Consider the following 25,127-nt stretch of genomic DNA (forward strand, 5'->3'; position numbering starts at 1 on the left):
TTCCCACCGAACGACGTCGATCTTCAAAAGCGTTTCTGCTTCATCTTCTATTCTCTTGATCCTCCGCTAAAGCTTCTTCCAGCCGCATTAACGCTTTCTCAAGGTTTTTGGCACTTTGATGCGGCTTCCGTTCAAGACCATACATCCACTTCAACGTCCCATCTCATTTTTCGCCTTTATTACACTAAAAAAGGCGTCCGCCTGAGCGAAGCACCTTTTTTGGTTTATTATTGCTGTCCTTCGTGGCTAATTTGCCACTGGATGCCGAACTGGTCGCGTACCTGGCCATACACTTTGCTCCAAAACGTTTCTTGGAGCGGCATGATTACTTCACCGTTCTCAGACAGCCCCTCAAAGTAAGCACGAAGCTTTTCCGCATCCGAACTGATCAGCGCCAGGGTGATGGCACTGCCCGGCTGATACGGCATGCCTGGAAACGTATCCGAAAACATCAGTGTCGTGCCTTCCACCTCTAGATTCGCATGCATCATGAGGTCTTTCGCTTCTTCCGGCAGAGGATAATCCGGGTTTGGCGGTGAATCACCAAAGCGCGTCCGATTGGCAGGCCCCGTCTGGAATACCTTTTCATAAAAATCTAATACGTCTCCACAATTTCCGTCGAATACAAGGTACGGTTGAATAGCCATTTTCATCACTCCTGCTTCTCTATTATTCGTCACATCCCTGCAAAAAAATCAGGAACAGCAAATACACTATTATTTCGATACATCTGAATATCTATGTAGAAAAGTATTCGCCGTTTGGAGCGCTTTTACCTTTTTAAACCTTTTTCGATTTCGCCATCTGCTTTCCTAGTATATGTGCAGCTAGCCCTCTCTTCTTCGTCATTCTTCAAATAAAAAACTCAGTAATAAATTTTGCGGATTGTTGGAATGTCTGCAGGAGCCCATTCTAACTCATCTAATTGATCACGCGGAACCCATCGCAATTCCGCATGTTCTTCAGCGGTTGGAACTCCTTTTATAATTCGAGAATGATACGTTAATAAATTAACAATAACCGTCTCATACTCATGCGTCACTTCTTCAATTTTACTTCCAACTTCAATCTCGCAAGCTAACTCTTCTTGAATCTCTCTTTTTAAACTTTGCTCCGGTGTTTCACCTGCTTCAATTTTCCCACCAGGAAACTCCCACAAGTTCGGCAGCGTCATTTCAGGTGAACGTAACGCGCACAGAATCTCATTATTTTCATTTTCAATTACTGCGCCAACAACGCGGACTGTTTTCTTCATCTTAATTGGCTCCTTCGGTTAAATAATGATAAAGAGAATGCTCAATCGGCTTTTCCATGACCATGCTCATTGTAACAACAGGGATATCTTTTTGATGTTTGTCTTGCATGGTCGTTTGCTCAACTGTTTTTCGATCGGGAAGTGCTTTGCCCAAATAATAAAAATCTGTACCTTCATCATCATCTTTTTTCACGAAAATATGAATATCTATTCCACCTTGCTTGGCTTCTACAATTTTTTGTACTTCAGTCGATTTTAGCGTTCTATTACTACGTGTAAACCACTTTAACAATTCTGGGCTAATAAATTCATCTCCATAATTGACGCTGGCTTCTACTTCTTCGTTTTTATGATACGTAATAAAAATCGGACAAGCACCGTATTTCGGTTTATATCCATAAATTGTAGAGCTTTCATCACTTTTCCAATTCAACAATTTACACACATCTTTACGGGAATACTTTTGATAAAGTGTTAATGATTCCTCACATAGATAAGCTTTATTTTTTTCTTTTGCTGTTTCAATAACATCTTTTATGAGTGTTTCAAAAAATAAATTCTCAGATAGGCTTTGTTGAATTTTTTCATTCAGCTTATAAATATCGCCTTTAACTACTACAATCGGTTCATCACCATACTTTTTTTGTGTCGCTTGATTAAAGAACGATAAATCAACGATACGCTGAACGGATTCAATCGTTTGGTCGTCTACTGTACACTCATTTTCACGTAAGATACTCAAATATGTATCATGGCTCACTTGTTTTTGCCCTAGTAATTGATCCAACAAAAGAACTTCATGTCGCCGTTTTCCGTTCAACACTTCAAGTGACAACATCGTTAATACGTGCTGTTCGTGTAAAGACAATACAGGTGTTTTTTCTTTTATGCTGATTAAAAAATGGTAATACGTATTGTATTTTTCTGCGATCACAATCGGATCAATGGAGTGATTTGCTACAAAATCATGTAAAAGTGGTACGTGACCTATTTTATTTTTCAAATTAACAAAAGCCTCTTTTAATAATTTAGCAGTGTTTAATGTGCTATTATTAATCGCTTTAAAAATCTGCTTCCGGGCGATTTCTTCAAAGTTAATGGTTGAAGCACCGCTAATATAATTCGTTTCAGCAGTTTTCCGACGGATGTTATCTTTATTTTGAGACTGATCCCCTGAAAGTGCCACTGGAATCATGTAATTGTTCTTGTAATTGCCGATAAAATCTATAATCGTGACGAATTCTTTTGAGTCGTGCTTACGCAAGCCGCGGCCGAGCTGCTGAATAAAGACAATGCTAGACTGCGTTTGACGAAGCATTACAACTTGATTAATACACGGAATGTCGATTCCTTCATTGAAGATATCAACGGTTAAGATATAATCCAATTTCCCATTTTCAAGATCTTCTACTCGGCGAAGGCGCTCTTCTTGCCCGTCATCTCCAGTCAACGCAACTGTTCGATACCCTCGCTCGTTTAGTTTCACTGACAATTCTTTCGCTTCTTCTTTTCGACTGCAAAACATAAGGCCTTTTACTGTTTTACCCGAATAGCCATAGTAACCAATTTTATCAATAATATGATTGATTCGGTTTTCAGAAACGAGTTGCATAAACGTCGTCGTTTCGTCAATCACTTCTCCATTGATCTCTAAATCCGTGACGCCGAAATAGTGAAACGGACAAAGCATGTCTTCTTCAAGTGCTTCCTGCAACCGAATTTCATATGCAATGTTATAGTCAAACAACTCGTAAATATTAAAGTCATCGGTCCGTTCCGGTGTCGCCGTCATCCCCATTAAAAAAGCTGGTTGGAAGTGGTTAATAACACGAAGGTACGACTCAGCCCCCGCTTTATGTACTTCATCAATTAAAATGTAATCAAAGGCTTCTCGATCAAATTGCTGTAAGACGTCTCGTTTCGATATTGTTTGAATCGTCGCAAATAAATACCGCGCTTGAACTTGTTTTGATGTACCAGATAAAATTCCAAAGTCGTCTTCTGCTCCGCCTAAAATGGTTTGGAAGTCCTTCATCGCTTTTTGCAAAATTTGTTCACGGTGTACCACAAACAGCATTCGCTTTGGTCGAAAAGCGCGCACGTCGAAAGCCGACAAATACGTTTTCCCTGTACCGGTTGCAGAAATGACTAATGCTTTTTTTTTTTGTTCATTTCGAAGCGATTGAATTTGTTGAAGAGCTGTTTCCTGCATTTTATTCGGCTTAATTTCTAACGCTTTTTGAATCGAATTTGTCTCATAATTCGTTGGCGGATCGATGACTTGCTGCATCGCACGCTGCTCATGCGTTGCGCTGTATGTCACTTCATAGCGGTCAATCCATTCTTGAGTTAACGTCTCCGCTTTTTCCCACACATTTTCAAATTGGTCTTTAAAGTGATGGACGATTTCACCATTTTCGTGTGAAGTGAGCTTGACGTTCCACTCATAATTTACTTTTAAAGCGTGTGCTGTTAAATTTGAACTGCCAACGATCAGCGAAAATGAACGGCCATGGTCGAAAATGTAGCCTTTGGCATGAAATCCTTTTATATCGGTCGTTCGAACTTCAATATTTTCGATTTTCATTAATTCGCTAAATACTTTTGGCTGGTTGAAATTCAAAAAAGTCGATGTTAAAATACGTCCACGAATGCCTTTTTGATGCAAATCCAATAGTTTCGCTTTTAATGTTGCGAGCCCGCTTTCGGTAATAAACGCCACTGAAAAAAGGAATGACTGACTTTTGTCCAATTCTTCTAAAATAGTGGTAAGGACATTTTCGTTTCGTTTCGCATTGTTAATGAGGAGCTGTGGCTTGAAGTTGCCCGGCTTTAATTCATTTTGATTGATAAAGCCTTTGTATAAAGAACCTTGCAGGTTTTCGATAAAGTTTTCCATGTTATCACCAAATTTCTCTTTTCCACCATATTACCACTTTTAATAAAGATAGGCCTTTATTCATGCAAATTTGCATAAAAATCGCCTATTTCTCACATCGGTGAGTAGGGCTTGTTCGATATTTTGCTATTTCTCTCTTCCTATCATAAAGGAAAAAGACAGACACTTTTTCTAAGCAAATCAGAACAAAGATAAAAAAGTAACAAAATGAACAGACAGCTATAAGATTACTTCTTCTTAAAGAAACGTGTAGAGTTTATGTCCACTTAGCCTGATTTATGTTCACTCACCAGAATTTGTGTCCAATCGTCGCCGCTTATCCCTATTTATTCAAATTTTTGTCCATTCAAAAAAGTGTCAGTCCCCCAATCCTTACTGCGTTAAAACAACGGAGGACTGACACCAACTATTTCATCATTTTCTTTATCGCTTCTATTACCCTTTCCGCTTCACAGGCCGGGTCGCTGAATTCGTCGACTTTTTCTTATCAGACTTTTGACCAGGATTAAAACCGGCTTGTTTTTTGCATCCGCATCCACCTTTTTTCATCTGTATCCACCTCCACTCTCTTTCAGAATATGTACAAAAAAACCATCAAGGCACGGCTTGATGCTTATGTTGGTTTTGATAATCATTTTCATTTATAATAAATAATTATGGAGGTGGTCGGATTGGACCGGGCGATGTTTAAGTTTACTGATGGAAAAGAAGCGATAGGAACTGTTTTGGAGTGGTCAGAGGATATACAATTACTGGCGCATTCAGCGGAAAAAGAACTGGGCACCGCATCTCTTCCGGCAGCCGCTTCAATGTTTATGCGCCGGTATGGACTTTTTATCACCGGTCATTTGGCCATTTTTTCAAAGGAACGGCGTGTATGGACTGGCAGCCCGGAAGAGATAGAAATCGTGATGAGTGACGGGGAACCGTGGCCGATTTTGTTTCAGCTGAAACATGATCATTGGGAGCCTTGCGGAGATGAAGGGGCAGAAAAAATTCTGCAGCGTCTTGTTGATCCAGTTGTTGCATTGATGACGAAAAACGCAAAACTTCCAACCATTATTTCCCGGGAAAACATTTTTGGCTATGCGCTCTGGATGTATGTGCATGTGCTAAAAGATACGCGTGATCTGCCGCTTTTGAAACAGTACCAACGCTTTTTGCAAAAACAGACGCCGGAAGATGCGATGGCGAACTTTAGTCGGCTCACGTGCTGCCTCTATAAAGAGGTGCCCGGATGCGATAAATGTCCGTACTGCCCGCTTTTAAAAGAAAAGCATTGTGAAACGGCTAAAACATTATAGGCAGAACAGCCGCCTTTTCAGCAAAAACGGGTGACTATTCTGCCTGCAAAACGATTTATTTATCAATGCGTTCTTCTGCCCATTCAAAAATCTCTTGTAAAATCTCGTCTTTTTCTTTTTCTTCATTCAAAATTTCATGGTAGAGCTGTGGAATGACACAGATGGATTTATCTTCAGATGCGATGTGATCATATAAGTAACGCCCTGAATCAGCTGGAACGATTTGATCATCTTCACCGTGTAAAATGTAACAAGGATATGTGTATTGAGGCAGCTTTTCGAGCAAATTTTGTGCACCATCGTGAAAAACAGCTGTCAGCAGTTTTGCCGTGAATTCCTTTAAATTGTAGGGGTCGTTCTCGTAATCTTGGACGACAGCCGGACTGCGGCAGATCAGGTGAGCCAGTCCGTTCGGAATCCGCGTCAGCGCCTCTTTTTCCATATCCAGTTTTTTCAACTCATCGAATGCCGGGAGTTCCAGAATGACAGGCCCCGAGAAAATTTGGCCGGCGAGTGTTTCTTTGTATTGAACACCGTAAGACGCCGCAATAAATCCGCCCATGCTGTGGCCAAGCATAAAAATCGGCAATCCCGGATAGTCATGACGGGCCGCCTTTACGACTTCATGTGCATCATCAACGAATTTGGACGCATCCTCCACATAGCCCCGTGCGCCGCCGGATTTTCCATGACCGCGGTTGTCAAAACGGTAGACGGCGTAGCCATATCCATTCAATTTTTCCGTTACATACTCATACCGGCCTGAATGCTCACCCAGCCCGTGAACAATGACCATCACCGCGTGCGGATTTTGAGGTGTATTTCTTTGCATGTACAGTTCAGTTCCATCAAATGAATGGATAATCATTTCTTTTTTCATCTAAACCCCTCCCGTCTGTTTATAGTTAAATTTTAACATATACACCCCTTTAATAATAGCGCTCTCATTTTTTGTTTCATCATAGTACGCAAACAATTTAACATGGCTATTTTTCTAAGACAAAACCTTTTTTAGATAATCTCACAAAGAAATTTCTTTAGCGAATGCGCGATTCTAGTTGAATCGCGCCATCTGAACAGCTTATTACGCCGTTGCTTTCAGGAAATATGCCTAAATCTTGGAAATGCGCTAAACGGTTGGACAGGCTAAACGCCTGTCTTCTGTCGACGCTTCCGAATCATTTCTTCTAAAGCCCCAGATCCCATCAAAACACCAGGCACAATAAGCAGCAGCCCCAGCCAATGATAATAATAAATCGGTTCACCCAAAATAACCGCTGAGCCAACAAGCGAGAAAAAGGTACTTAAATTCAAAAAAATGGCTGCTTCAGCCGGTCCGATTTTTGTAATCGTATTGTTGTACACTAAGTGGCCGATGGCTGTGGCGCCAACAGCTGACAGCATAAAAACGATCACCATATATACATTTATGTTTTCAAGTGACGCAAGGCCGGCCGGTTCCGTAATGAGGCTCGCAAGAAACAAGCCAAATGAGCCAAACAGCTGCATGTAGCCCGTTAACAGGAGCGGGTCCATGTCGCGTGCCGCCCGGCTGACTAAAATAAAGCTGAATGCCTGCGCGGAAATCGATAAGAATATATATAAATCACCGAGCACAAATCCGCTTAACCCAGCCCCGCCGCCAAGCACAGTGACCAAAACACCCGCTGTTCCAGTAACAAAACCGAGAACTCGAAGAAGGGACAATCCCCGGCGGAAAAACACAACAGACATTAACGCTGTTAAAATCGGACCAAGCCCAAGAATAATACCCATGTGTACAGCGCTTGTTCCAGCGGCTCCCAATCCTAAAAATAAATGATGGAAAAAGACGTTAAACAGCCCGCCGCCCAAAATATATTTCCAATGATAAACAGCCGGCCAGTGTACTTTTCCCATTTTTCCTAAAATCAGAAAAATAACAAGTGATGCGGTAAAAATCCGAAATGCAGTAATTGTGACCGGTTCAAATGTGCTGACTAGTATTTTGATCAGCGGCACATTAAAGCCCCAAATCATCATCACCAAAATCAGCAAAATATATGGCTTTATTTTTTGCAAAATGCCCCTTCTTTCTTTGCCTGCTTATTTTCCCGCAGGCGCTTTTCTTCGGAGAATCAATTGATAAAATACGTCGGATAAAATAAGCCCAAGCGCTATTGATCCCGAAATCATAAATGCTTTTGCCGCGAGATTGATCGCGGTATTGTAATCGTTTTGCACAAAAGAGCGCATCGCCCGGTAAGCGGTGCCGCCGGGTACGAGCGGAATAATGCCCGCGATTGTAAAAATGATGACCGGTGTTTTGTACACTCTCGCGTACACGTGGCCGATCAATGCAATCGTAAAAGCTGCCGCTACGGTCGAGGGGAGCGGATCCACGTTGTTTTCGGACAAAAAATAATACATCATCCATCCAGCCATGCCAACGGTTCCGCACTTGATCAACAAGTCTTTTGGCACATTAAACATGATACCGAAGCTCGCGGCAGCCAAAAAGCTGAATAGCATATTCGTTAAAATGGTCACGCGTGCACCCCCTTAAATAAGCGTCATCACAACCGCGATCCCTGTCCCGATCGCAAGGGACGTCAATAACGCTTCTGCTCCTTTTGCGAGGCCTGAGAGAAAGTGGCCCGCCATTAAATCGCGGACAGCATTTGTGATTAACAAGCCTGGTACGAGTGGAATGAGCGTTCCAACGATAATCCGGTCCAAGTCGCTTCCAAGCCCCATTTGAAAAAGAAAATAGGCAGCTGTCCCGCCGGCGAGGGCTGCGATAAATTCCGAGAAAAACATGGTTGGCACAATCTCCGCCACTTTTAAAACAAGAAAATAAGCAAGCGCCCCAGCCAGCATCGCTGGAAGAACGTTGTCCCATGACCCTTTCAGTAAAATAACAAAACAGCCGCTCGTTGAAGCCGCCGCCGCTATCTGGATCAAAAATGAAAAAAACATCGGCGCTTTTTGAATGGACTTCAGCTCTTTATACGCCTCTGAAACGGTTAACTCCCCTGCACTGATTCGGCGTGAGACCGCGTTAACCGCGCTTACTTTATATAAATCCGTCGTCCGGCTGGAAATCCGCATCAACTTCGTTTTCGTCGGTTCTTTTGTTTCGATCGAAAACATAATACCGGTTGGTGTCACAAAGCTGTGTGACTCTTCGATGCCATACGACAGCGCAATCCGCATCATCGTATCCTCTACCCGGTACGTTTCCGCTCCGCTCTCTAACATAATTTTCCCTGCGAGCAGGCTGACGTCCATGATGTCATACTGTCTTTCAAGCAAGGCATCCACCGAATCACCCCAATCGTTGTCAATGCCCCCATTATAGCCGTTTCTTTCCATAAAAAAAAGCCCGCCGGCCCAAACACCGGCGAGTCATTCTTTACCCTTTTCTGATAATACCAAACGGTTTGCCGACGGGAATAAATTCGCGTCCGAAATGCTGGTTCAGCACAGCAGCGCCTGCACCGTAAAAAGAAAAAAGGGAAATCAGCAGTTCTGAATACGCCGCCAGCTGATGCATCGCGTGTTCCATAATGCCAAACGAACTGAGCGACAGCCCGATAAACAAAAAATCGATCAAAAAGAAAATGATAAACAGCACTTTATTCGTTTCAAGTGCGCCGATCGTCATGAACAGAGTAAAAATAAGATAGCCAACAAACGCAAAACCGAGCTGGTGCATATCTGCGTTCTCCTGCAGAATCGAGCCAAACACACCCAGGTTCATGAGCCACGACAAGCTGACGCCCATCCAAAACAAGCCATACGCCGCAAACGCGGACGCACCAAATGTATTATTCAGCTTCGCATCCAAGATTGACGCGTAAAATTGGGCGATGCCGCCAAGAAAAATCGCCCACGGAATAACAAGGGACAAGCCGTCTGTCCAGCCGAGTTTTTGAGATGAAGCGACGAGTGTGACCATGGCTAACCCAAAGAGCCCGATTGCCGACGGATCCGCCGTTACAACTTTTACTTCTTTTGTTTCACTCATATATGCCTCCACTACTTATTTTTTACCGACTAGTCGGTTTGTTCAAACGATTTTATCCTGTTTATGAAAATCCATACATTGATTGTACACGAATCTATTTCATTCACCTATAGAAACCCCTGGAAATCTACCTGTTTTGTGTAAAATAGTTTTGGTATGATAGAAAGATAGTTAAAAGCAGGACGGAGATGACCTCGATTTGGATTTATTAATGATTGTTTTACCGGCATTTCTTATTTTTTTAACCGGTTATATTGGCCAAAAATGGATTGGGTTCGATATTAAGTCGATTTCCATGGCTGCGCTTTATTTAATGTCGCCTTTTCTTGCTTTTCGTACGTTCTACGCAAATGAATTAACGATGGAATATGTATACATAACCGTTTTTTGCCTTATTTTATCGTTTGCGTTGATCATTGTTGTGCTGATTACCGGCTTTTTCATGAAAGCGACGCGTCAAAAGATGTCCGCCATGATTCTCGGCGGCGTGTTTATGAACAGCGGCAATTATGGAGCGCCGGTAGTACTGTTCGCATTTGGTGCGGCCGGTTTTGATTATGCCGTTATTATTATGGTCTTTCAAGCTTTTTTAATGAACACGATCGGCTTGTTTGCGGCGTCATTCGGCGGCGAAGAAGAAACATCACTCCAGCAGTCGCTGCGCCGTGTAGCCCGCATGCCGGTTTTGCATGGCGCGATCCTTGGGGTTGTGCTTCAGCTGTTAAACGTTCATATCCCACCTACATTTATGGATGCGATCAGTCTCGTTGCCGATGCATCGATTCCAACAGTGATGCTTGTTCTTGGCATGCAGCTGGCTGTTATCGCGACAAAACGGGTTGCTTATAAATACGTGAATGCGGTTGCGGTTATCCGGATGATTGTGTCGCCCCTTCTCGCTGTAGCAATCGTAGCCTTTATACCGGTGAATGATTTACTAAAAGACGTTATGATCCTTTTGGCGGCGATGCCTGCCGCGGCAAATACGACCATGTTTGCGATTCAATACGGCACAGAACCCGATCTTGTCTCGTTTACCACGCTGATCACAACTCTTTTAAGCATTGTGACGATTCCGCTTGTTTTGTTTTGGCTCGGCATTTAATTTCTTCATATGAATGCAAAATTTTTTTTAAAAAAGCAAATTTTTTTTGCTTTTTTTATTTACAAAAAAGGACAAGTCCTGTAACTTAGGTTTTTAAAAGAAGATAATCAGTTGGCATCAAAATTGCAAGGATAAATATAATGGAAGTTTAGGTTGAAAGCGATTTCATACAAAAAATAAAAGGAGGACATCTTATGCAAGGACCTAGTAATCAAGATCTTCAACGAACGATGAAAACAAGGCATTTATTCATGATCTCGCTTGGCGGCGTGATTGGGACAGGACTTTTTCTTGGATCCGGCTATACGATCAGCCAAGCTGGAGCTGGAGGGGCTGTCCTATCTTTTATGGTCGGCGGCTTTGTCATGTACTTAACGATGGTGTGCTTAGGAGAGCTTGCTGTTGCCATGCCGGTTTCCGGCTCATTTCAAACATATACGACTAAGTTCATCGGGCCGGCTGCTGGCTTTACAGTTGGATGGATATACTGGCTGGGATGGGCTGTAACCGTAGCGTTGGAATTTTTGTCAGCTGGCCAATTAATGGGCAGATGGTTTCCTGATACACCAACCTGGATTTGGTGCGCTCTTTTTGCCGGAATTTTATTTATCTTAAATGCTTTGTCCGCTAAAGCGTTTGGAGAAGCAGAATTTTGGTTCTCCAGCATTAAAATTGTGGCTATTATTCTCTTTATTATTCTTGGCGGTGCCGCGATGTTTGGCTTGATTGATATGAAAGACGGCCAGGAAGCGCCTTTGTTCTCTAACTACATGTCAGATGGATTGCTGCCCAATGGTCTTTCTGCGCTGCTTATTACGATGATCGCCGTCAACTTTTCTTTTCAAGGAACCGAATTAATCGGGATTGCAGCCGGGGAAAGCGAAAATCCGGAAAAAACCATTCCACGATCAATCAGGCAGTCGGTTTGGCGTACACTTGTCTTTTTTATTTTATCTATTTTTGTATTGGCGGGCATGATCCCATCAGATAAGGCAGGTGTGCTGGAAAGCCCCTTTGTAGTAGTGTTTGACAGCATCGGTATTCCTTATGCTGCTGATATTATGAATTTTGTTATTTTAACCGCCCTTTTGTCTGTTGGAAATTCTGGTCTTTATGCAGCATCCCGTACGCTTTATGCTCTTTCAAAAGAAGGAATGGCTGTTTCTTCTTTGGCTAAAGTCAATAAAAAGGGCGTCCCTATGAATTCATTGCTTTTAACACTTGGTATCGCCCTTTTGTCTTTGCTTTCCGGCTTTTTTGCAGCGGAAACCGTGTTTGTCTGGCTTCTTTCTATCGCCGGGCTTGGTGCGCAGGTAGGCTGGATTGCGATTAGTGCTTCACAGCTTGCCTTTCGAAGAAAATATATTCGTGAAGGCGGAAAAGTAGAAGATTTAAAATTCAAAGCCCCTCTCTATCCATTTTTGCCGCTGTTAGGCCTGCTGTTAAATTGTACGGTTTTGATAAGCATGGCTTTTAATGCCGAACAACGGATGGCACTTTATTGCGGGATTCCGTTTATGCTGCTTTGTTATGCTGCCTATCATTTAAAAATTAAGAAAAGGAAGCAAAATGAGGAAGAAAAGCAAGAAATTCAGCTGAATTCTGACAGAAGAATGCTGCTATAATTTCCTGCAGGATGAACACAGAAATTTAAAAGATTTATTGACACATAACAAAAAAACACGCCAAACCTTTTGGCGTGTTTTTTTGTTATTTAGAAAAGCTTTCTGCCAAAACCAAACGAAACGATAAAGCTTTTCTTATGAGCTTCATTGGCTGCTCAGAAATGAATGCCCTTTGAAATACTAGTCAATTAAGCTAATCCTGCTTTCATAAATGTAACGGTCCGCGCAGCAGAATCATACAGCACCCATTCGCGTGCGCCCCAGACGGCGCCAGCGTTAATACCGTATCGTTTTTTCTTTAACAAAACCGGCTCCCCATATTCCATGGGCAGCCGCTTCTTTTTCCGGTACAGCCCTGCCACATGGCTGTGCCCGAAAATCAGGAGCGGCGGGTCTGTTTTCGGCAGAACCGGAAGCCAGCCCTTCGTCCATTTCCATTGATGGCCGTGCATAATGACCGCCCCATCAATGATCATTTTCTCCGGCAAATGCTCGAAGTCTTCGCGGCCGGTGACGAGCATAATCCGCTCTTCCTGATTTCCTCGCACAGACGGAAATGTTAATAATGAAGCAAAACCTCTCGGCATATGTGCTGCTTTTTTCATTGGAAGATCCCTCGCTGTTTCCGCTTTCCGTTTTCCAATGTTGCATTCGTATAAATCACCAAGCCCGATTATTTTTGCATCTGGTGCGTAACAATTGATCTGATCGAGCACCGCTTTTGTATCCTCCACGTTTGAATGCAGATCCCCTAGCAACGCATATTTCATTTAAAGTTCTTCCTTTCAAAACAAATTCAAAATTGCACAACGATCGTTCTTTTCACAAAATAAAGAAAAGAGGTGATTTTTGTGCACACACTTATTATCGGCGGCGGCATTGGCGGTTTAACAGCAGCAGCGCTTTTAGCAAAAACCGGCCATGATGTGACATTACTGGAGGCGTCTTTAGAGTGGGGCGGCGGCACAATTGGCGCAACGGCAAGCGGCATTCATTGTGCACAGTCCATTGCAACCATTTCCTGTCCCTCGTTATTTTGCATCAGCACAACATTATTGTTAAATGCCTTTTTAATCTCCATCAGGCCCACTACACCTCCGCCTTATCAAAACAAAAAAACCTGAATTTGTCCGCTGGTAATATACACCCCAGCACAAATTCAGGTTTTGCCTGCCTACCAGTAACAATCCTGTTTTACGTTCATTTTGGAAACAGTTACTCTTTTTTTATCAAATTCAATCTTTGCTGTCAACATCCGTACAGTCATCTTCCTGGCACCACTCTGTTTTCCCGGCTGTCACCTGCTCGTCTGCTGCAACTTTTTCCAGCACTTGGCTAAATGCTTCAACAGACTGCGCACCGGAGACTGCATACTTTTCGTTAAAAACAAAAAATGGCACGCCCTCTACCCCGATTTCACGTGCTTCTTCTTGATCGGCACGGACGCGATCGCTGTATTTGCCGCTTTTAAGGACATCCATTGCTTCTTCCTTAACAAGTCCAGCCTCTTCCGCCCAGCCAGCCAGCAAATCAAAGTCCGCAATGTGTTTCGATTCGGTGAAATAGGCTTTTAATACACGCTCGGTAAATTCATTCATTTTCCCTTTTTCTTTCGCAAAATGAGACAAGCGGTGTGCATCGTGTGTATTTGCCAAAATAAGTGTATCCATATTGTATTCAAGGCCCACTTCTTTTGCCTGCGCCGTCAGCTGGTCATTCATCGCTTTCGCTTTTTCGCGGGTCATTCCATATTTTTTCGCCAGCATGCTGTGAACGTCTTCATCCGCTTTTTTCGGTGCTTGCGGATCTAGCTCAAAGCTGCGGAATTCCACCTTAATATTCTCATCAAATTGCGCCGCGGCTTCTTCAAACCGGCGCTTGCCGATGTAGCAAAACGGGCACGCAAAATCTGACCAAATTTCTACTTTCATCTTCCCCACTCCTTTTCTTTAAGAGTAGGAGGAAAAAGGACAAGCCGCAACTATTCTGCCTATGAAGAGGACCGAGTGCGACTTTTTGTGATGTCGTGTGATTTTGGCCCAGCTTGGTGCGAGTTTCTCTGTTTCATGCAATTTCAGCCGATTTTCGTGCAACTCTGCCCCGAACCGGTGCGATTTTTACTCTACAATCCGGTACAGTTTGTCATCGTCATCAGCTGGATTCCCGCGTCCGTCCGTATTGTTCGTGACAAAATATAAGCTGTCTCCGTCGGAAAATACATCGCGGATGCGGCCATAGCCTTCTATTTCTTTTGTGACCTCACCTGTTTGGGGATCAATGTTCAGCACTGCTTCTCCTCGGAGTGACGCTGCGTACAACTCCCCTTTATGCCAGGCCATGCCCGACGGAGCCCACGTCTCGTCGCTGCCGGATGTGGCAAGCGGTGCTACAAGCCCTTCCGCTTCTTCCATCCCTTCAATGTCCGGCCAGCCGTAGTTGTTTCCTTCTTCAATGATATTGATTTCATCATTAGCGGACTGTCCATGTTCAGCTGCATACATCATTCCGTCATCTGACCAGGCAATGCCCTGCGGATTCCGGTGGCCAAGACTGTAAACAGAAGCCTTACCTGCTTCATCAATCCGGACAATTTTCCCGTTTAATAAATCTGGTTCCTGCGCTGTTTCTGGATCGGAGGCATCACCAATCGTGGCATACAGATTATTGTCCGGCCCGATTTCCAGACGGCCGCCATGGTGGACATTGCCGGATTGAATGCCGTCTAAGATAATGTTCGTTTCACGCCATTCATCTCCGTTCAGTTCCAGCACAACAATTCGATTAAATGGCTCCCCTTCTTTATCGTACATATAATACGCATACGCTTGATTGGACTCTTTAAAATCCGGCTTTAACACAAAACCAAGCAGCCCGGCTTCTGCCGCTTCTGACAGTGGAGCGGTCAAATCAACGGGCTGATGCTCCACTTCGCCGTCCTCCACTTTGGCAATCTTACCGGTTCGTTCAGAAATATAAAAAGTGTTTTCATTCTGCTCGATGGACCATGGAATATCCAAATTTTCTGCCTTTGCTTGAATGCTTTCACTTTCCGGCTGTTCCGGCTCCTGTACACCGCATCCTGTCAATAATACGAGTGCTGCCAGCCACTTTTTCACCATCGTGTCAGTCCTTTCGTTTGTAGTGAATGGATACAATGTCCCCGATTTTTTCAACATCAACGAGTGAGAACGACGCTTCTGTTCCCGGTGGAAATAAGGGGATGCCTCTGCCCAAGACTTTCGGAATGACGGCAATATGTACATCATCAAGCAGATCATACGCAAGACATTCTTTCACGATCTGGCCGCCGCCAACAACCCAAACCGTTCCTTCCGCTTTCTCCAATACATCCGGCAGCGGTTCATCCGTAAACACTATTTCTTCGGTCCGGCCTTTCATCGTTCGTGACAGCACATAGCACTTTTTCCCGGAATACGGAAAATCATCGGTCAGCTCCAGTACTTTTTCATACGTGCCCCGCCCCATTAGGAGCGAATCAATCGTTTCATAGAAAGCGAGATAGCCGTTGTCGGTCCCGTCACCTTCCACATCATCCAGCCAGTCGACCGAGCCATCTTCTCTTGCGATATATCCATCAAGGCTCGCCGCAATATATAAAACATTTTTGCCCATTTCCCTCATCGCCTCCCGTATAATCAATCTAAAAGGGGATTTTTACGTTGACTGTTACCTCTCTTCATGAACGCGAACTAGCTGCGATTCTCGGCGGCTTTGCGGGATTTATGGATCAGCACGCGGACCAGAATGAACGCGAACAGCTTTACCATATGTGGATTCCGCTTCTCAGCACGTATGTAACACACGATGCGGTCGAATCCGCGATTGACGAATGGTATGCCTTCATTCAAAACGATTCTTTATGGCTTCATTATATCGAAGAACAGCTCACCCTTACAGCGAAACCCTTTGTCCGTGATACACTAGAAAAATGGAAGCAGCCGTTTGTTTTCGCCGGGCACCAGACGCCGGATGGTTTATATACATGCTGGAGCGATCAGTCGAAGTGGCATGTTGAAAAAGAGAGCACCGTGCATGTAATGGGGATTGCGCTGCCCATGACGGATCAGTCCGTGCTTCTCGTTCATTCGTTTGAAACGGATTTAGAATTTGAGGAACTGCTTAAAGAAGGATTTGCGGAGAGCAAAGAAATGATGAGGCAAACGTATTTGAATCGAAATTACTTAACGTGTATTTCATTTTTGAGCGACAATACGTAAAGAAGGACGGTCTCACTATCATTTGAGACCGCCCTTTTTCATTTTCCGGCCGCAATATTGCAGTTTGGGGCGGAATGTTGTGTGCCTGGGCCGATATAAATATTTTCCGCCCCAGGCGAAGTAGAAACCGCCCCAAAATTTTATTTTCCGCTCCTGCCAGCGGCAAGAGCCCTTTCTACTTCCGGCCTTTTTCCGCATTCAGCAGCCCACCCAGCAATATGACAACAGCCGTTAAGTAAAACCAAAGGACCAGCACGATAATCCCCGAGAGCTGGCCGTACAGACGCGTGTAGCTGAATGCTGACGCATATGTGCCAAACAGCCAGGAGACAATCTGCCAGCCAAGCGCCGCAAAAACAGCACCCGGCAGGACAAATTGAATCGTTTGCCGCTCATTTGGAATGATTTTATAAAAGGCGATAAAAAAGACAAACAAAAACAGTGAACCAATTCCCCATTGGGCGATCGTCCAAATATCCAGCCACTCGGACCAATGCTCAATCGCAACAGAATGGGCAGCAACCCACCGCAAAACCCTTTCTACTAGTGGGATTACGAGCGACAGCGGCACCATGACCATAAAAATGAGCGTCACACCAAAGTCGCGCAAAAGCCCTTTCCAAAAAGGCAGATTCCGCTCAATGCCGTTTGCATCATTTAATGACCGGCCCAGTGACTGTACCGCCATTGATGACAGCCAGAATGTCGACACTAAACTAAGCGAGAGCACCTGTCCTTTTCCCGCAGACAGTACAGCATTCACATTTTTTTCGATTAACGTGAACGATTCCCCTGGTGCATATGGGCGGACAAACTCCAGAATGGCTTCTTGATCGACTGGAAAAAAGCTGATTAATGAAAGCATGAAAATAATAAATGGAATAGCGGACAGCAGCAAGTAGTACGCTGTCTGCGCCGCCTGGTCGTAAAAACGCTCCCCAAAAAAACGGGTCAGCATTTGTTTGGCTGCACCCATCACTTCACCTCCCTCTTGTTATTTTCCCCGCTGTTGCAAATATATAAGCCTTTCACTGCACATTCGGCATACATACGAAGAAAGAACTCTTCATTTTATTTCATACTATGAAGAAGTATGTGCGTACAGCCATTCTAGTACATGAATCCATTAAACCAATGAAAAAAAGATGCCTCCCATCTCATGGAAGACATCTTTCTTTTTTAACACTTATGCCCAAATGTCACCTTTTGCACCTTGAGAAATAAAGCCGGCGTTGGCTTCGTCTGTGTCGATGTGCATTTCAAGCGCGTAGCTGTCGGATACACGAATGACAACGTTGCGGAATGCGATCGGGCGGTCGCCGCCTACTTCAACAGTAACGATTTGGCCGCTTTCAACGTTGTATTCTTTTGCGTCAGCTGTTGTCATGTGGACATGTGCCTGTGCGATGATTAGTCCTTCTTCAAGTTCAACCGTACCGGCAGGACCTGTGATTGTTACCGCTTCGGATCCTTTAATGTCACCTGATTCACGGAGCGGCGGACGGACGCCCAGCTTCATTGCGTCTGTCCAGCTTACTTCTACTTGAGTCGCCGGACGGCAAGGGCCAAGAACACGGACGCGGGCGATTTCACTTTTTTTGCCGGCAATTGTGACGGTTTCTTCCGCCGCAAACTGGCCCGGCTGTGACAAGTCAGCGCGTTTTGTAAGCTCGTGGCCTGCTCCAAATAAAATTTCTAAATGTTCCTGTGACAAGTGCACGTGGCGTGCGGAAACAGCAACAGGGATCGTTCCATGATTGGTTAATGACATCTATATCTTCCAGCCTTTCTGATCACAAAGATTTCATACGGCTTTATTTTACACCATTTCATTGTGAAAATACGAGCAATACACGTTTAATTATGATTTTTTTCCAACAAAACGAGATCAATGCCCGGCTCCGGCGAAAACATGTCCAATTCTTCAAACCCAAATTTTTTGTATAAATTGCGTGCGGGCTCATTTTTCGCCCCAGTTGTCACTTTTACATCCCGCCCCGCCGATTCTTCCTGCAAAAAGAACGTGATCAGCTTCGAAGCGATGCCTTCGTGGAAGTGGCCCGGATGGACAACAAGCCGGTGAATAAAAGCGGCGGCGCCTTCGTCTTTATAGGAAAGAAATCCGCACAGCTCGCCTTCTGTTAAAAACCCGATAAACGTTTCATCACTTTTCTTAATCATTTCAACTGTGTCGTTTAAATGTGGAATGCCGTCAAATCCAATTAATGACGCTTCCACTTTATAAGCAGGAATTTGCAGAGCCAAAATTTCTGCCGCTGTCGCTTCTTCTTCATGATGCAGCCGTTCAATCATCCCCCGTAACCCCTTTCAAACTTCTTTGTACAACGATTATACACACTTTTCCCGATAATTTCAGAATTTACTCTCTTTTTTAAACAGCGAAATATAGTTCGTAATAAACGGTAAAAGACTTCTAATTTTCCCGTCATCCCTATAGATTTTAATTTTTGAAAGGGCACCAGCGCTATAAAAAATCAGCAAAGTTTGGGGGTATTTATTTTTAATTAATTTTGTGAGCGGTACTATAACCGGGATTATTCATGAGTTTCACTATACATTTCTCGGGAAATATCGGTGTCTCAAACAAGTCTCTCATACACGAGAGACTTGTTTGAGACTGTCGAAAAAGTCGTCAGTCTTTTTTTGAAAGGGCCGATAGGTGAAGCAAAAAGGACTTCGCTTTCCGCGGGCAGTGCGTGAGCCTCCTCGTCGCTTCCGCTCCTGCGGGGTCTCACGTTCACTGCTCTTCCCGCAGGAGTCTGCGTCCGTTTTGCTTCACCCCGTTTTTTGGAAGAGCAGCAAACTTTCATGCCGTTTTTTGGCTGGCGTTTATTCGTGAAAAACGATTGGGCATCGTAACGGTCCCGTTTCGGCGCTGCCTCCAGCGGAGCATGCCCGCATGAACCGGCGCTGCTCTTATAAAAACAGCGGCGTCGGGCTCGCGACGAAGACTCCTGCGGGACTAGCAGGCCAGATGAGATCGGTGGAGACGCGCAGCGCCGGAAACGAGCTCAGCGCATGCCCGCGGAACGCGAAGTCGCGAGCCCGCCGCATTTCGGCTCCAATCAGAAAGCTATACACCGCCATCACCAAAGAACAAGGATGAAGAAGAAAAATAAAATGTGCTGACAAAAGGCTTTATTTGTCTACACTCTGAAACAAGTCTCTCATACACGAGAGACTTGTTTTTGTTTGATCCATTCTGAAATGCAGCGCGCAGCCCGCCGCAATTCTTTTTTTGTTGTCCATCCCATCGTTGATATTTGAATCATATTTTCTTCTACTAAATAGATGCTTCCGCAGCTGGATACTCAGTATTCCAGGCGCCTGTACGGAACTTTCAGCCACTAACGAAATTCCTGCTTCATGGAACACATCCAGTAAGGCCATCACTTTCTCTTCATGCAGTTTAATCTGTTCATCCGTTAACTCGGTTAATGCCGCATCCATTGCCTTTATAAGCGGATACGCCTGGGAGAAGGCAATCGGTGTGTACAGGGATAAGTCGAGGTCACGCGCTACCTGTTCATTTCGCTCTGCCGGGCGGCTCGTCCCAACGAAAGCAAGACCCGTCACTTCGCGCAGTGCCTTCCCGGATACAAAAGTGACATAGTCAGCCTCGTACTTATGGATCATCGTTCCAACCGCACTAATCGCATCAATAGCAAGTGTAAAACCGTACTTTTTTTCAGCGTGTACAGGGGAGCCAAATCGTACAGTACCCCTGTCGATGTTTCACAATGAACGAGCCAAACCCAATCAATCTGTTTAAAGTTAACCGACGTCCAATCAATACCTTCTCCTGGTTTTACAGTAAGGACGTCAAAATGCAGTTTTTCCCGTTTGGCATGATCCACCAAGCGCTTTCCAAAATGTCCCCCTTCAATAACGAGGCCTTTTCCACTGAGCTGACCGGCGACCGCATCAGACAACTCGACCGGTCCGGCAAGTAAAAGCTTCGGCCTAAGTATTTTTTCTACAGGTGATTGCTTAAACACCTCGCGGGTCAACTGCATCGGAATATAACGTGCGGCTTCTGTACCAATTGCCTCCGCAAACTGCAAGAACTCAAAACGGCTGTATAATTTTTGTTCTCTCGTCGTTCCGCTGATTAAAACGCCATGAAATCCTTGTTCATCCGACTCAAATAAAACAGCCCGCATCAGACCAGCGAATATCCTTGTATTCCGGTGCTCGGGCTTGACCGCAAGCAGCCGCACTTCAATCCAGTCTCCTGCTGGCAGTGACACTCCTTTTTGTTCAAGTGAAAAAGGACGATTGGCACGCATCGCGTTACGTGCACCCGTATTCCCTGATCCTTCTTTTGCTAAGTCACGATGGATTAGGAGACCGTATATTTTTCCGCCAAGTATACTGCCGACGAAATAGCTTAATAGAACAATGAGCATATCTCATCTCCTTTAACAAATTGGAATCTAATAACTAAATTTCCTCTTTTACCCATCATGCAATATTAGCACTTCACGATGATATTGACTTGATTTCATGCATGACCGCCTTGACAATTTTCATCCAGCTTTGACTAAATTTTTTTCTAAATCAGAAGAAAAATACTCTCAAATCAAAAAAATCTGAAAATATGTTTTATTTTATGCTATTCTACTATAATGGAGGTGAAATGAAATTGAATTCATTAATTAAGGTCAGTCAATTTGCCGGTAAAACATTCGCCATCTGGGTGCTTGTTTTTGCGGCATTCGCGTTTTTTCTTCCCGCACAGTTCACGTGGATTGCGCCCTATATTTCTATTTTACTCGGCGTGATTATGTTCGGGATGGGAATGACCATTTCAGCGGAAGATTTTAAAGAAGTCGGCCGTCATCCGCTGAAAGTATTAATCGGGGTTATGGCACAGTTTATCGTCATGCCTGCTCTTGCATTCGCTCTGGCAAAAGGGCTTCGTCTAGAACCCGAAATTGCGATAGGTGTGATTTTGGTCGGCTGCTGCCCGGGCGGTACGGCATCGAATGTTATGACCTTTCTTGCCAAAGGGAATACGGCCCTGTCTGTTGCGATTACGTCTGTTTCAACATTGCTCGCACCGATTTTAACGCCGGCGCTTATCTACTTACTTGCGAGCGAATGGCTGGAAGTATCGGCTTCTGCTATGTTCATGTCAGTTGTCAAAATCGTTCTTTTGCCAATTATCCTCGGTTTAATTGTGCAAATGTTCTTTAAAGAACAAGTCAAAAAGAGTGTCGATGTACTGCCGCTTATTTCAGTTATCGCAATTGTACTGATCGTAGCAGCCGTTGTATCCGGCAGCAAAGACAAAATTGTTGAATCAGGCTTGCTTATTTTCGGTGTCGTCATCTTACATAATGGTCTTGGCTATTTGTTAGGGTACTTAGCAGGAAAACTATTCAAACTGCCTTATGAAGATAAAAAAGCACTAGCTATCGAAGTCGGCATGCAAAACTCTGGACTTGGTGCAGCACTTGCAGCAGCACACTTCAGTCCGCTTGCTGCTGTGCCAAGCGCGATTTTCAGCTTCTGGCACAACATTTCCGGCCCGCTTTTGGCAACCTACTGGGCGCGAAAAGCAGACCGAAAAGGATAATATGCCAAAAAGGGAGTTCTCATTTTTGAGAACTCCCTTTCAGCTTGTAGACAAAGTCAACAGCCTCTTTTCAATAAAAACGTCTATTCTCGAAAAAAGGTATAATCTTTCAGAGAACCAATCCTGCTTTTTTACCCGGAGCCGAAAGGTGAAGCCGGCCGGACTTCGCTTTCCACGGGCAGTGCGGAAGCTTCCTCGGCTGGCGCCTGCGGGATCTCCCGACTCACTGTACTTCCCGTAGGAGTCTCCGTCCGGCAGGCTTCACCACGTGGTTTTTGAACAGCAGTGAGTGGGCAGGCTATTCTGTTTTTTACGTTTAAGATGAGCAAAAAGATGGAATATGCTTCTACACGATCGAGACTCGCTTTTTTGCACTCACTTGTCAAAAAACGCATTAGCGGCGGGCGGGGAGTGAAGACTTCTGTGGGACTAGCGGGCAGCTGAGATCGCCGGAGCCGCAGAGCGGTGGAGACGAGCTCTGCGCCTGCCCCAGGAAAAGCGAAACTCCGCGAAAGCCGTCTTTTCGGCTCCGTTCAAGCAACACGTACACCTGTCTCTCGCAAAAAAGAATCTGTCTACAGCCTGAAAGGGATTTCTCATTTCCGATAACCCCCATTTATTTACCTATTTCTGCTTATAAAGAATTAAAAATCCTTTTTTCTGAATGAGCGCTGCATCGGATTCCAGACCATCACCTGTCCAGAGATCTGTCATCCCTTTGAAATGATCCGGTAAATTCACTTCAACAGGCTGTTCTGTCGGATTTATGATAAACAGCAGCGTTTCCATTTCGTTTTTTCTTGTATAACTCACAGTAGCAGGATGCAGATCAATAAACGCAAAATCACCTTCATTGCAAAAGGCTGGGATTTTTTTACGCAGCTCAATCAATTTTTGCACAAAATGAAATAAATCGCGATCTTGTTCGCTTTCCTCCCAGATCATACATTTTCGGCAATCCGGGTCTGACTCACCTGTCATCCCAATTTCATCACCATAATAAATACAAGGAGTGCCAATAAAAGAAAGATGGAACAAAAAGGTTAGTTTCAAACTTTCTTTGTCTTCATTGGCGACTGTTAATATTCTCGGCGTATCATGACTGCCAAGCAAGTTAAACGCCGCTTCGTTTACAGACAACGGATACGAATGAAGCAGATGGATCACTTCATTTTTAAATTGATTGGCCGTTGCTTTTCCTTTCGCAAAAAAGTCCACGACGGTATCGGCTAACCGGTAGTTCATTACCGCATCAAACTGATCTCCCTGAAGCCATGCCATCGAATCATGCCAGACTTCACCCAAAATGTAGACATCCGGCTTTACTGATTTCACCGCGCGGCGGAACTCGCGCCAGAAATCGTGGCTTACTTCATTTGCCACATCGAGGCGCCACGCATCAATGTCGAATTCTTTTATCCAGTACACAGCCGTTTGGAGCAGATAGTTTCTTACTTCGGGGTTTTCTGTATTAAGCTTTGGCATCGCTTTTTCAAAACCGAATGCATCATAATGAATAGTATCCCCTTCTTGAAGCGGAAAACGGTGAATATGAAACCAATCTTTATATTTCGATTTTTCCCCATTTTTCAATACATCCTGAAAAGGGGTAAAACAATAGCCGCTATGATTAAAGACGGCATCAAGCATCACTTTTATTTTTCTTCTGTGGCATTCCCGGATAAGATTTTTTAATAATTCCTTATTGCCAAACTGCGGATCAACCGCTAAATAATTGGTTGTATCGTATTTATGATTCGTTTCCGCCTGGAAAACAGGTGTAAAATAAATACCGTTTATACCTAATTCCTGAAGATGATCGAGCCGGTTTAAAATCCCCTGGAAGTCACCGCCAAAAAAGCTGGTTCTATCCGGAGAAGTCCCCCATTTTTTTGTATCTTTTCGGTTTAAATGCGGATCTCCATCGGCAAATCGCTCCGGAAAAATTTGATACCACAACGTTTCTTTCACCCATTCAGGCGGCTTAAATGTATCGATCGCATGCAAAAACGGAAAAGCGAAGAAAAAGCCGCTATCCTTTGGAACATCCTTATAAAAGCCTCTTTCCGTATAAATGATTGACTCTGTTTGGTCTTTGCATGTAAACCCGTATCGAAGGCGGCGAAAGTCAGGCTCCACAGCCGCAAACCAGTAATCAAATAATTCATCTGAGCCGGAAAGTTTCATTTCTTTTGTTGTATATTGCCATGCGCCATCTTTCCATATATAAGGATCTCCATACACTAATTCCACTTGATCCAGGTCTTTCTTTTTGGATTTCAGCAAAATGTGGATCGTTTTTTCATCGTAAGCGTAAGCGAAGTTATTTTTCGGCCGGTGATAGATCGCTTCTTTTAGCATAGTATCTCTCCGTATTTTTAAGTCATTACTGTTTAGAATGACCGGAGAGGCGAATAATTTTCATGGTAGTTATTTCCTGATAAAATGACAGCGAACAAAGGACCTGATAACAGCTTTTCGCTCATAGTTTCTCCACCTATAAAAAACGCTTTAACATCAGTACTGGCAGGGGTCCAGTCTGTGCAAAGCGCTTTTTATGTTTAGGCATTCACTTAGTAAGAAGATCTTACCATATTTTCAGGGAAGAATCTTTTTCGTCGTCAGATTATCTCACAAAGAATTTCATTTATTTCACAATTAAAACCGGGCACTGCACACGTTTTGCCACTTTATGACTGACGCTGCCGAGCACCATTTCCTGCAGGTCATTTAAGCCGCGGCTGCCGAGCACGACGTACGAAACAGCGTTTTCATTTGCATACTCGACAATTGCCGGCCCCGGGACACCATGAAGCAGCTTTATTGAGTAAGCGACTTCTGCTTCCTGCAGCTTTTGTTCCGTGCTTTGGAGCTGCTTTTTTCGCTTTTGTTCACGGTCAAGCGAGCCGGCGCTGTGCAGCACGTCTTTTTTCGATTGATCAAAGTTAACGACGTACGCGACAACGATTTCTTTTTTTAGCCCTTTTGCCAGCTTAATCGCTTCTTCAGTCGCGCGCAATGCATGATCAGACCCGTCAGATGCAAGCAAAATGTTTCCCCTCATTCATATGTCCCCCTTTTGTTTGTTCA

The 25,127-nt window shown here is 44.2% G+C and carries 25 protein-coding genes; 6 read left to right on the top strand and 19 right to left on the bottom strand.

What is annotated here, in order from left to right:
* Positions 1-227: 227 nt before the first annotated feature.
* From NLX67_RS11085 to NLX67_RS11095, 3 genes are all read right to left on the bottom strand, one after another.
* A complete protein-coding gene (locus NLX67_RS11085) occupies positions 228-647 on the bottom strand; it encodes a VOC family protein (RefSeq protein WP_254311784.1) in 420 nt (139 codons plus the stop codon).
* A gap of 218 nt (positions 648-865) precedes the next feature.
* The gene (gene mutT / locus NLX67_RS11090) at positions 866-1,255 is read right to left on the bottom strand and encodes an 8-oxo-dGTP diphosphatase MutT (protein ID WP_254311785.1); all 390 of its coding nucleotides are present in this window, start codon (positions 1,253-1,255) and stop codon (positions 866-868) included.
* A gap of 1 nt (position 1,256) precedes the next feature.
* Positions 1,257-4,154, bottom strand: coding sequence for a DEAD/DEAH box helicase (locus NLX67_RS11095; RefSeq protein ID WP_254311786.1), 2,898 nt, complete (start codon positions 4,152-4,154; stop codon positions 1,257-1,259).
* Between the two features lie 671 nt (positions 4,155-4,825).
* On the opposite strand from NLX67_RS11095, the gene NLX67_RS11100 reads away from it, so the two are divergent.
* Complete coding sequence (locus tag NLX67_RS11100) at positions 4,826-5,458, top strand: hypothetical protein (RefSeq protein ID WP_254311787.1); 633 nt, start codon at positions 4,826-4,828, stop codon at positions 5,456-5,458.
* Positions 5,459-5,513: 55 nt separating this feature from the next.
* Here the strand turns inward: NLX67_RS11100 and NLX67_RS11105 are convergent, their stop codons facing one another.
* From NLX67_RS11105 to NLX67_RS11125, 5 genes are all read right to left on the bottom strand, one after another.
* Positions 5,514-6,338, bottom strand: a complete 825-nt coding sequence (locus NLX67_RS11105; RefSeq protein ID WP_254311788.1) for an alpha/beta hydrolase — start codon at positions 6,336-6,338, stop codon at positions 5,514-5,516.
* A gap of 266 nt (positions 6,339-6,604) precedes the next feature.
* On the bottom strand, positions 6,605-7,519 hold the full coding sequence (locus NLX67_RS11110) for a DMT family transporter (RefSeq protein WP_046180146.1): 915 nt from the start codon (positions 7,517-7,519) through the stop codon (positions 6,605-6,607).
* Between the two features lie 24 nt (positions 7,520-7,543).
* A complete protein-coding gene (locus NLX67_RS11115) occupies positions 7,544-7,987 on the bottom strand; it encodes a threonine/serine exporter family protein (RefSeq protein WP_046180145.1) in 444 nt (147 codons plus the stop codon).
* Between the two features lie 12 nt (positions 7,988-7,999).
* Complete coding sequence (locus NLX67_RS11120) at positions 8,000-8,761, bottom strand: threonine/serine exporter family protein (protein WP_375143373.1); 762 nt, start codon at positions 8,759-8,761, stop codon at positions 8,000-8,002.
* Between the two features lie 91 nt (positions 8,762-8,852).
* Positions 8,853-9,467, bottom strand: a complete 615-nt coding sequence (locus NLX67_RS11125; protein WP_254311789.1) for an acetate uptake transporter — start codon at positions 9,465-9,467, stop codon at positions 8,853-8,855.
* A gap of 199 nt (positions 9,468-9,666) precedes the next feature.
* On the opposite strand from NLX67_RS11125, the gene NLX67_RS11130 reads away from it, so the two are divergent.
* The gene (locus NLX67_RS11130; protein WP_046180143.1) at positions 9,667-10,572 is read left to right on the top strand and encodes an AEC family transporter; all 906 of its coding nucleotides are present in this window, start codon (positions 9,667-9,669) and stop codon (positions 10,570-10,572) included.
* 194 nt (positions 10,573-10,766) lie between these two features.
* Complete coding sequence (locus NLX67_RS11135; RefSeq protein WP_254311790.1) at positions 10,767-12,197, top strand: amino acid permease; 1,431 nt, start codon at positions 10,767-10,769, stop codon at positions 12,195-12,197.
* 188 nt (positions 12,198-12,385) lie between these two features.
* Here the strand turns inward: NLX67_RS11135 and NLX67_RS11140 are convergent, their stop codons facing one another.
* Positions 12,386-12,967 (bottom strand): metallophosphoesterase family protein, encoded by a 582-nt coding sequence (locus NLX67_RS11140; protein ID WP_254311791.1) that lies wholly within the window; start codon positions 12,965-12,967, stop codon positions 12,386-12,388.
* A gap of 75 nt (positions 12,968-13,042) precedes the next feature.
* Here NLX67_RS11140 and NLX67_RS23440 point away from each other — a divergent pair, with 75 nt between their 5' ends.
* Positions 13,043-13,321, top strand: a complete 279-nt coding sequence (locus NLX67_RS23440; protein ID WP_309143129.1) for an FAD-dependent oxidoreductase — start codon at positions 13,043-13,045, stop codon at positions 13,319-13,321.
* A 111-nt stretch (positions 13,322-13,432) separates the two neighbouring features.
* Here NLX67_RS23440 and NLX67_RS11150 read toward each other — a convergent pair whose 3' ends face one another.
* The 3 genes from NLX67_RS11150 to NLX67_RS11160 form a co-directional block, all read right to left on the bottom strand.
* Positions 13,433-14,128: a DsbA family oxidoreductase gene (locus NLX67_RS11150; RefSeq protein ID WP_254311792.1), complete on the bottom strand. Its 696-nt coding sequence runs from the start codon at positions 14,126-14,128 to the stop codon at positions 13,433-13,435.
* A gap of 186 nt (positions 14,129-14,314) precedes the next feature.
* Positions 14,315-15,316 (bottom strand): PQQ-dependent sugar dehydrogenase, encoded by a 1,002-nt coding sequence (locus NLX67_RS11155; protein ID WP_254311793.1) that lies wholly within the window; start codon positions 15,314-15,316, stop codon positions 14,315-14,317.
* A gap of 4 nt (positions 15,317-15,320) precedes the next feature.
* Entirely contained in the window at positions 15,321-15,830 is a 510-nt protein-coding gene (locus NLX67_RS11160) for a dihydrofolate reductase family protein (protein ID WP_309143126.1), read from the bottom strand.
* A gap of 47 nt (positions 15,831-15,877) precedes the next feature.
* Here NLX67_RS11160 and NLX67_RS11165 point away from each other — a divergent pair, with 47 nt between their 5' ends.
* Entirely contained in the window at positions 15,878-16,435 is a 558-nt protein-coding gene (locus NLX67_RS11165; RefSeq protein WP_254311795.1) for a hypothetical protein, read from the top strand.
* A gap of 175 nt (positions 16,436-16,610) precedes the next feature.
* On the opposite strand, the gene NLX67_RS11170 is transcribed toward NLX67_RS11165, so the two are convergent.
* From NLX67_RS11170 to NLX67_RS11190, 5 genes are all read right to left on the bottom strand, one after another.
* A complete protein-coding gene (locus NLX67_RS11170) occupies positions 16,611-17,411 on the bottom strand; it encodes a YihY/virulence factor BrkB family protein (protein ID WP_254311796.1) in 801 nt (266 codons plus the stop codon).
* A gap of 210 nt (positions 17,412-17,621) precedes the next feature.
* Positions 17,622-18,206, bottom strand: a complete 585-nt coding sequence (gene pduL / locus NLX67_RS11175; RefSeq protein ID WP_254311797.1) for a phosphate propanoyltransferase — start codon at positions 18,204-18,206, stop codon at positions 17,622-17,624.
* Between the two features lie 86 nt (positions 18,207-18,292).
* Complete coding sequence (locus NLX67_RS11180) at positions 18,293-18,748, bottom strand: GNAT family N-acetyltransferase (protein ID WP_254311798.1); 456 nt, start codon at positions 18,746-18,748, stop codon at positions 18,293-18,295.
* Between the two features lie 846 nt (positions 18,749-19,594).
* Positions 19,595-20,092: a pyridoxal-phosphate-dependent aminotransferase family protein gene (locus NLX67_RS11185; protein WP_254311799.1), complete on the bottom strand. Its 498-nt coding sequence runs from the start codon at positions 20,090-20,092 to the stop codon at positions 19,595-19,597.
* Positions 20,089-20,865 (bottom strand): glycerol-3-phosphate acyltransferase, encoded by a 777-nt coding sequence (locus NLX67_RS11190; protein WP_254311800.1) that lies wholly within the window; start codon positions 20,863-20,865, stop codon positions 20,089-20,091. Before NLX67_RS11190 ends, NLX67_RS11185 begins: the two co-directional genes overlap by 4 nt.
* A 236-nt stretch (positions 20,866-21,101) precedes the next feature.
* On the opposite strand from NLX67_RS11190, the gene NLX67_RS11195 reads away from it, so the two are divergent.
* Entirely contained in the window at positions 21,102-22,037 is a 936-nt protein-coding gene (locus tag NLX67_RS11195) for a bile acid:sodium symporter family protein (protein WP_254311801.1), read from the top strand.
* A 624-nt stretch (positions 22,038-22,661) separates the two neighbouring features.
* Here NLX67_RS11195 and NLX67_RS11200 read toward each other — a convergent pair.
* Both NLX67_RS11200 and NLX67_RS11205 read right to left on the bottom strand, forming a co-directional pair.
* Positions 22,662-24,398: an alpha-glycosidase gene (locus tag NLX67_RS11200; protein ID WP_254311802.1), complete on the bottom strand. Its 1,737-nt coding sequence runs from the start codon at positions 24,396-24,398 to the stop codon at positions 22,662-22,664.
* 286 nt (positions 24,399-24,684) lie between these two features.
* Complete coding sequence (locus tag NLX67_RS11205) at positions 24,685-25,101, bottom strand: universal stress protein (RefSeq protein WP_254311803.1); 417 nt, start codon at positions 25,099-25,101, stop codon at positions 24,685-24,687.
* Positions 25,102-25,127 lie beyond the last annotated feature (26 nt).

Source organism: Domibacillus sp. A3M-37, from assembly GCF_024213455.1.
GTDB classification, from domain to species: domain Bacteria; phylum Bacillota; class Bacilli; order Bacillales; family Domibacillaceae; genus Domibacillus; species Domibacillus tundrae.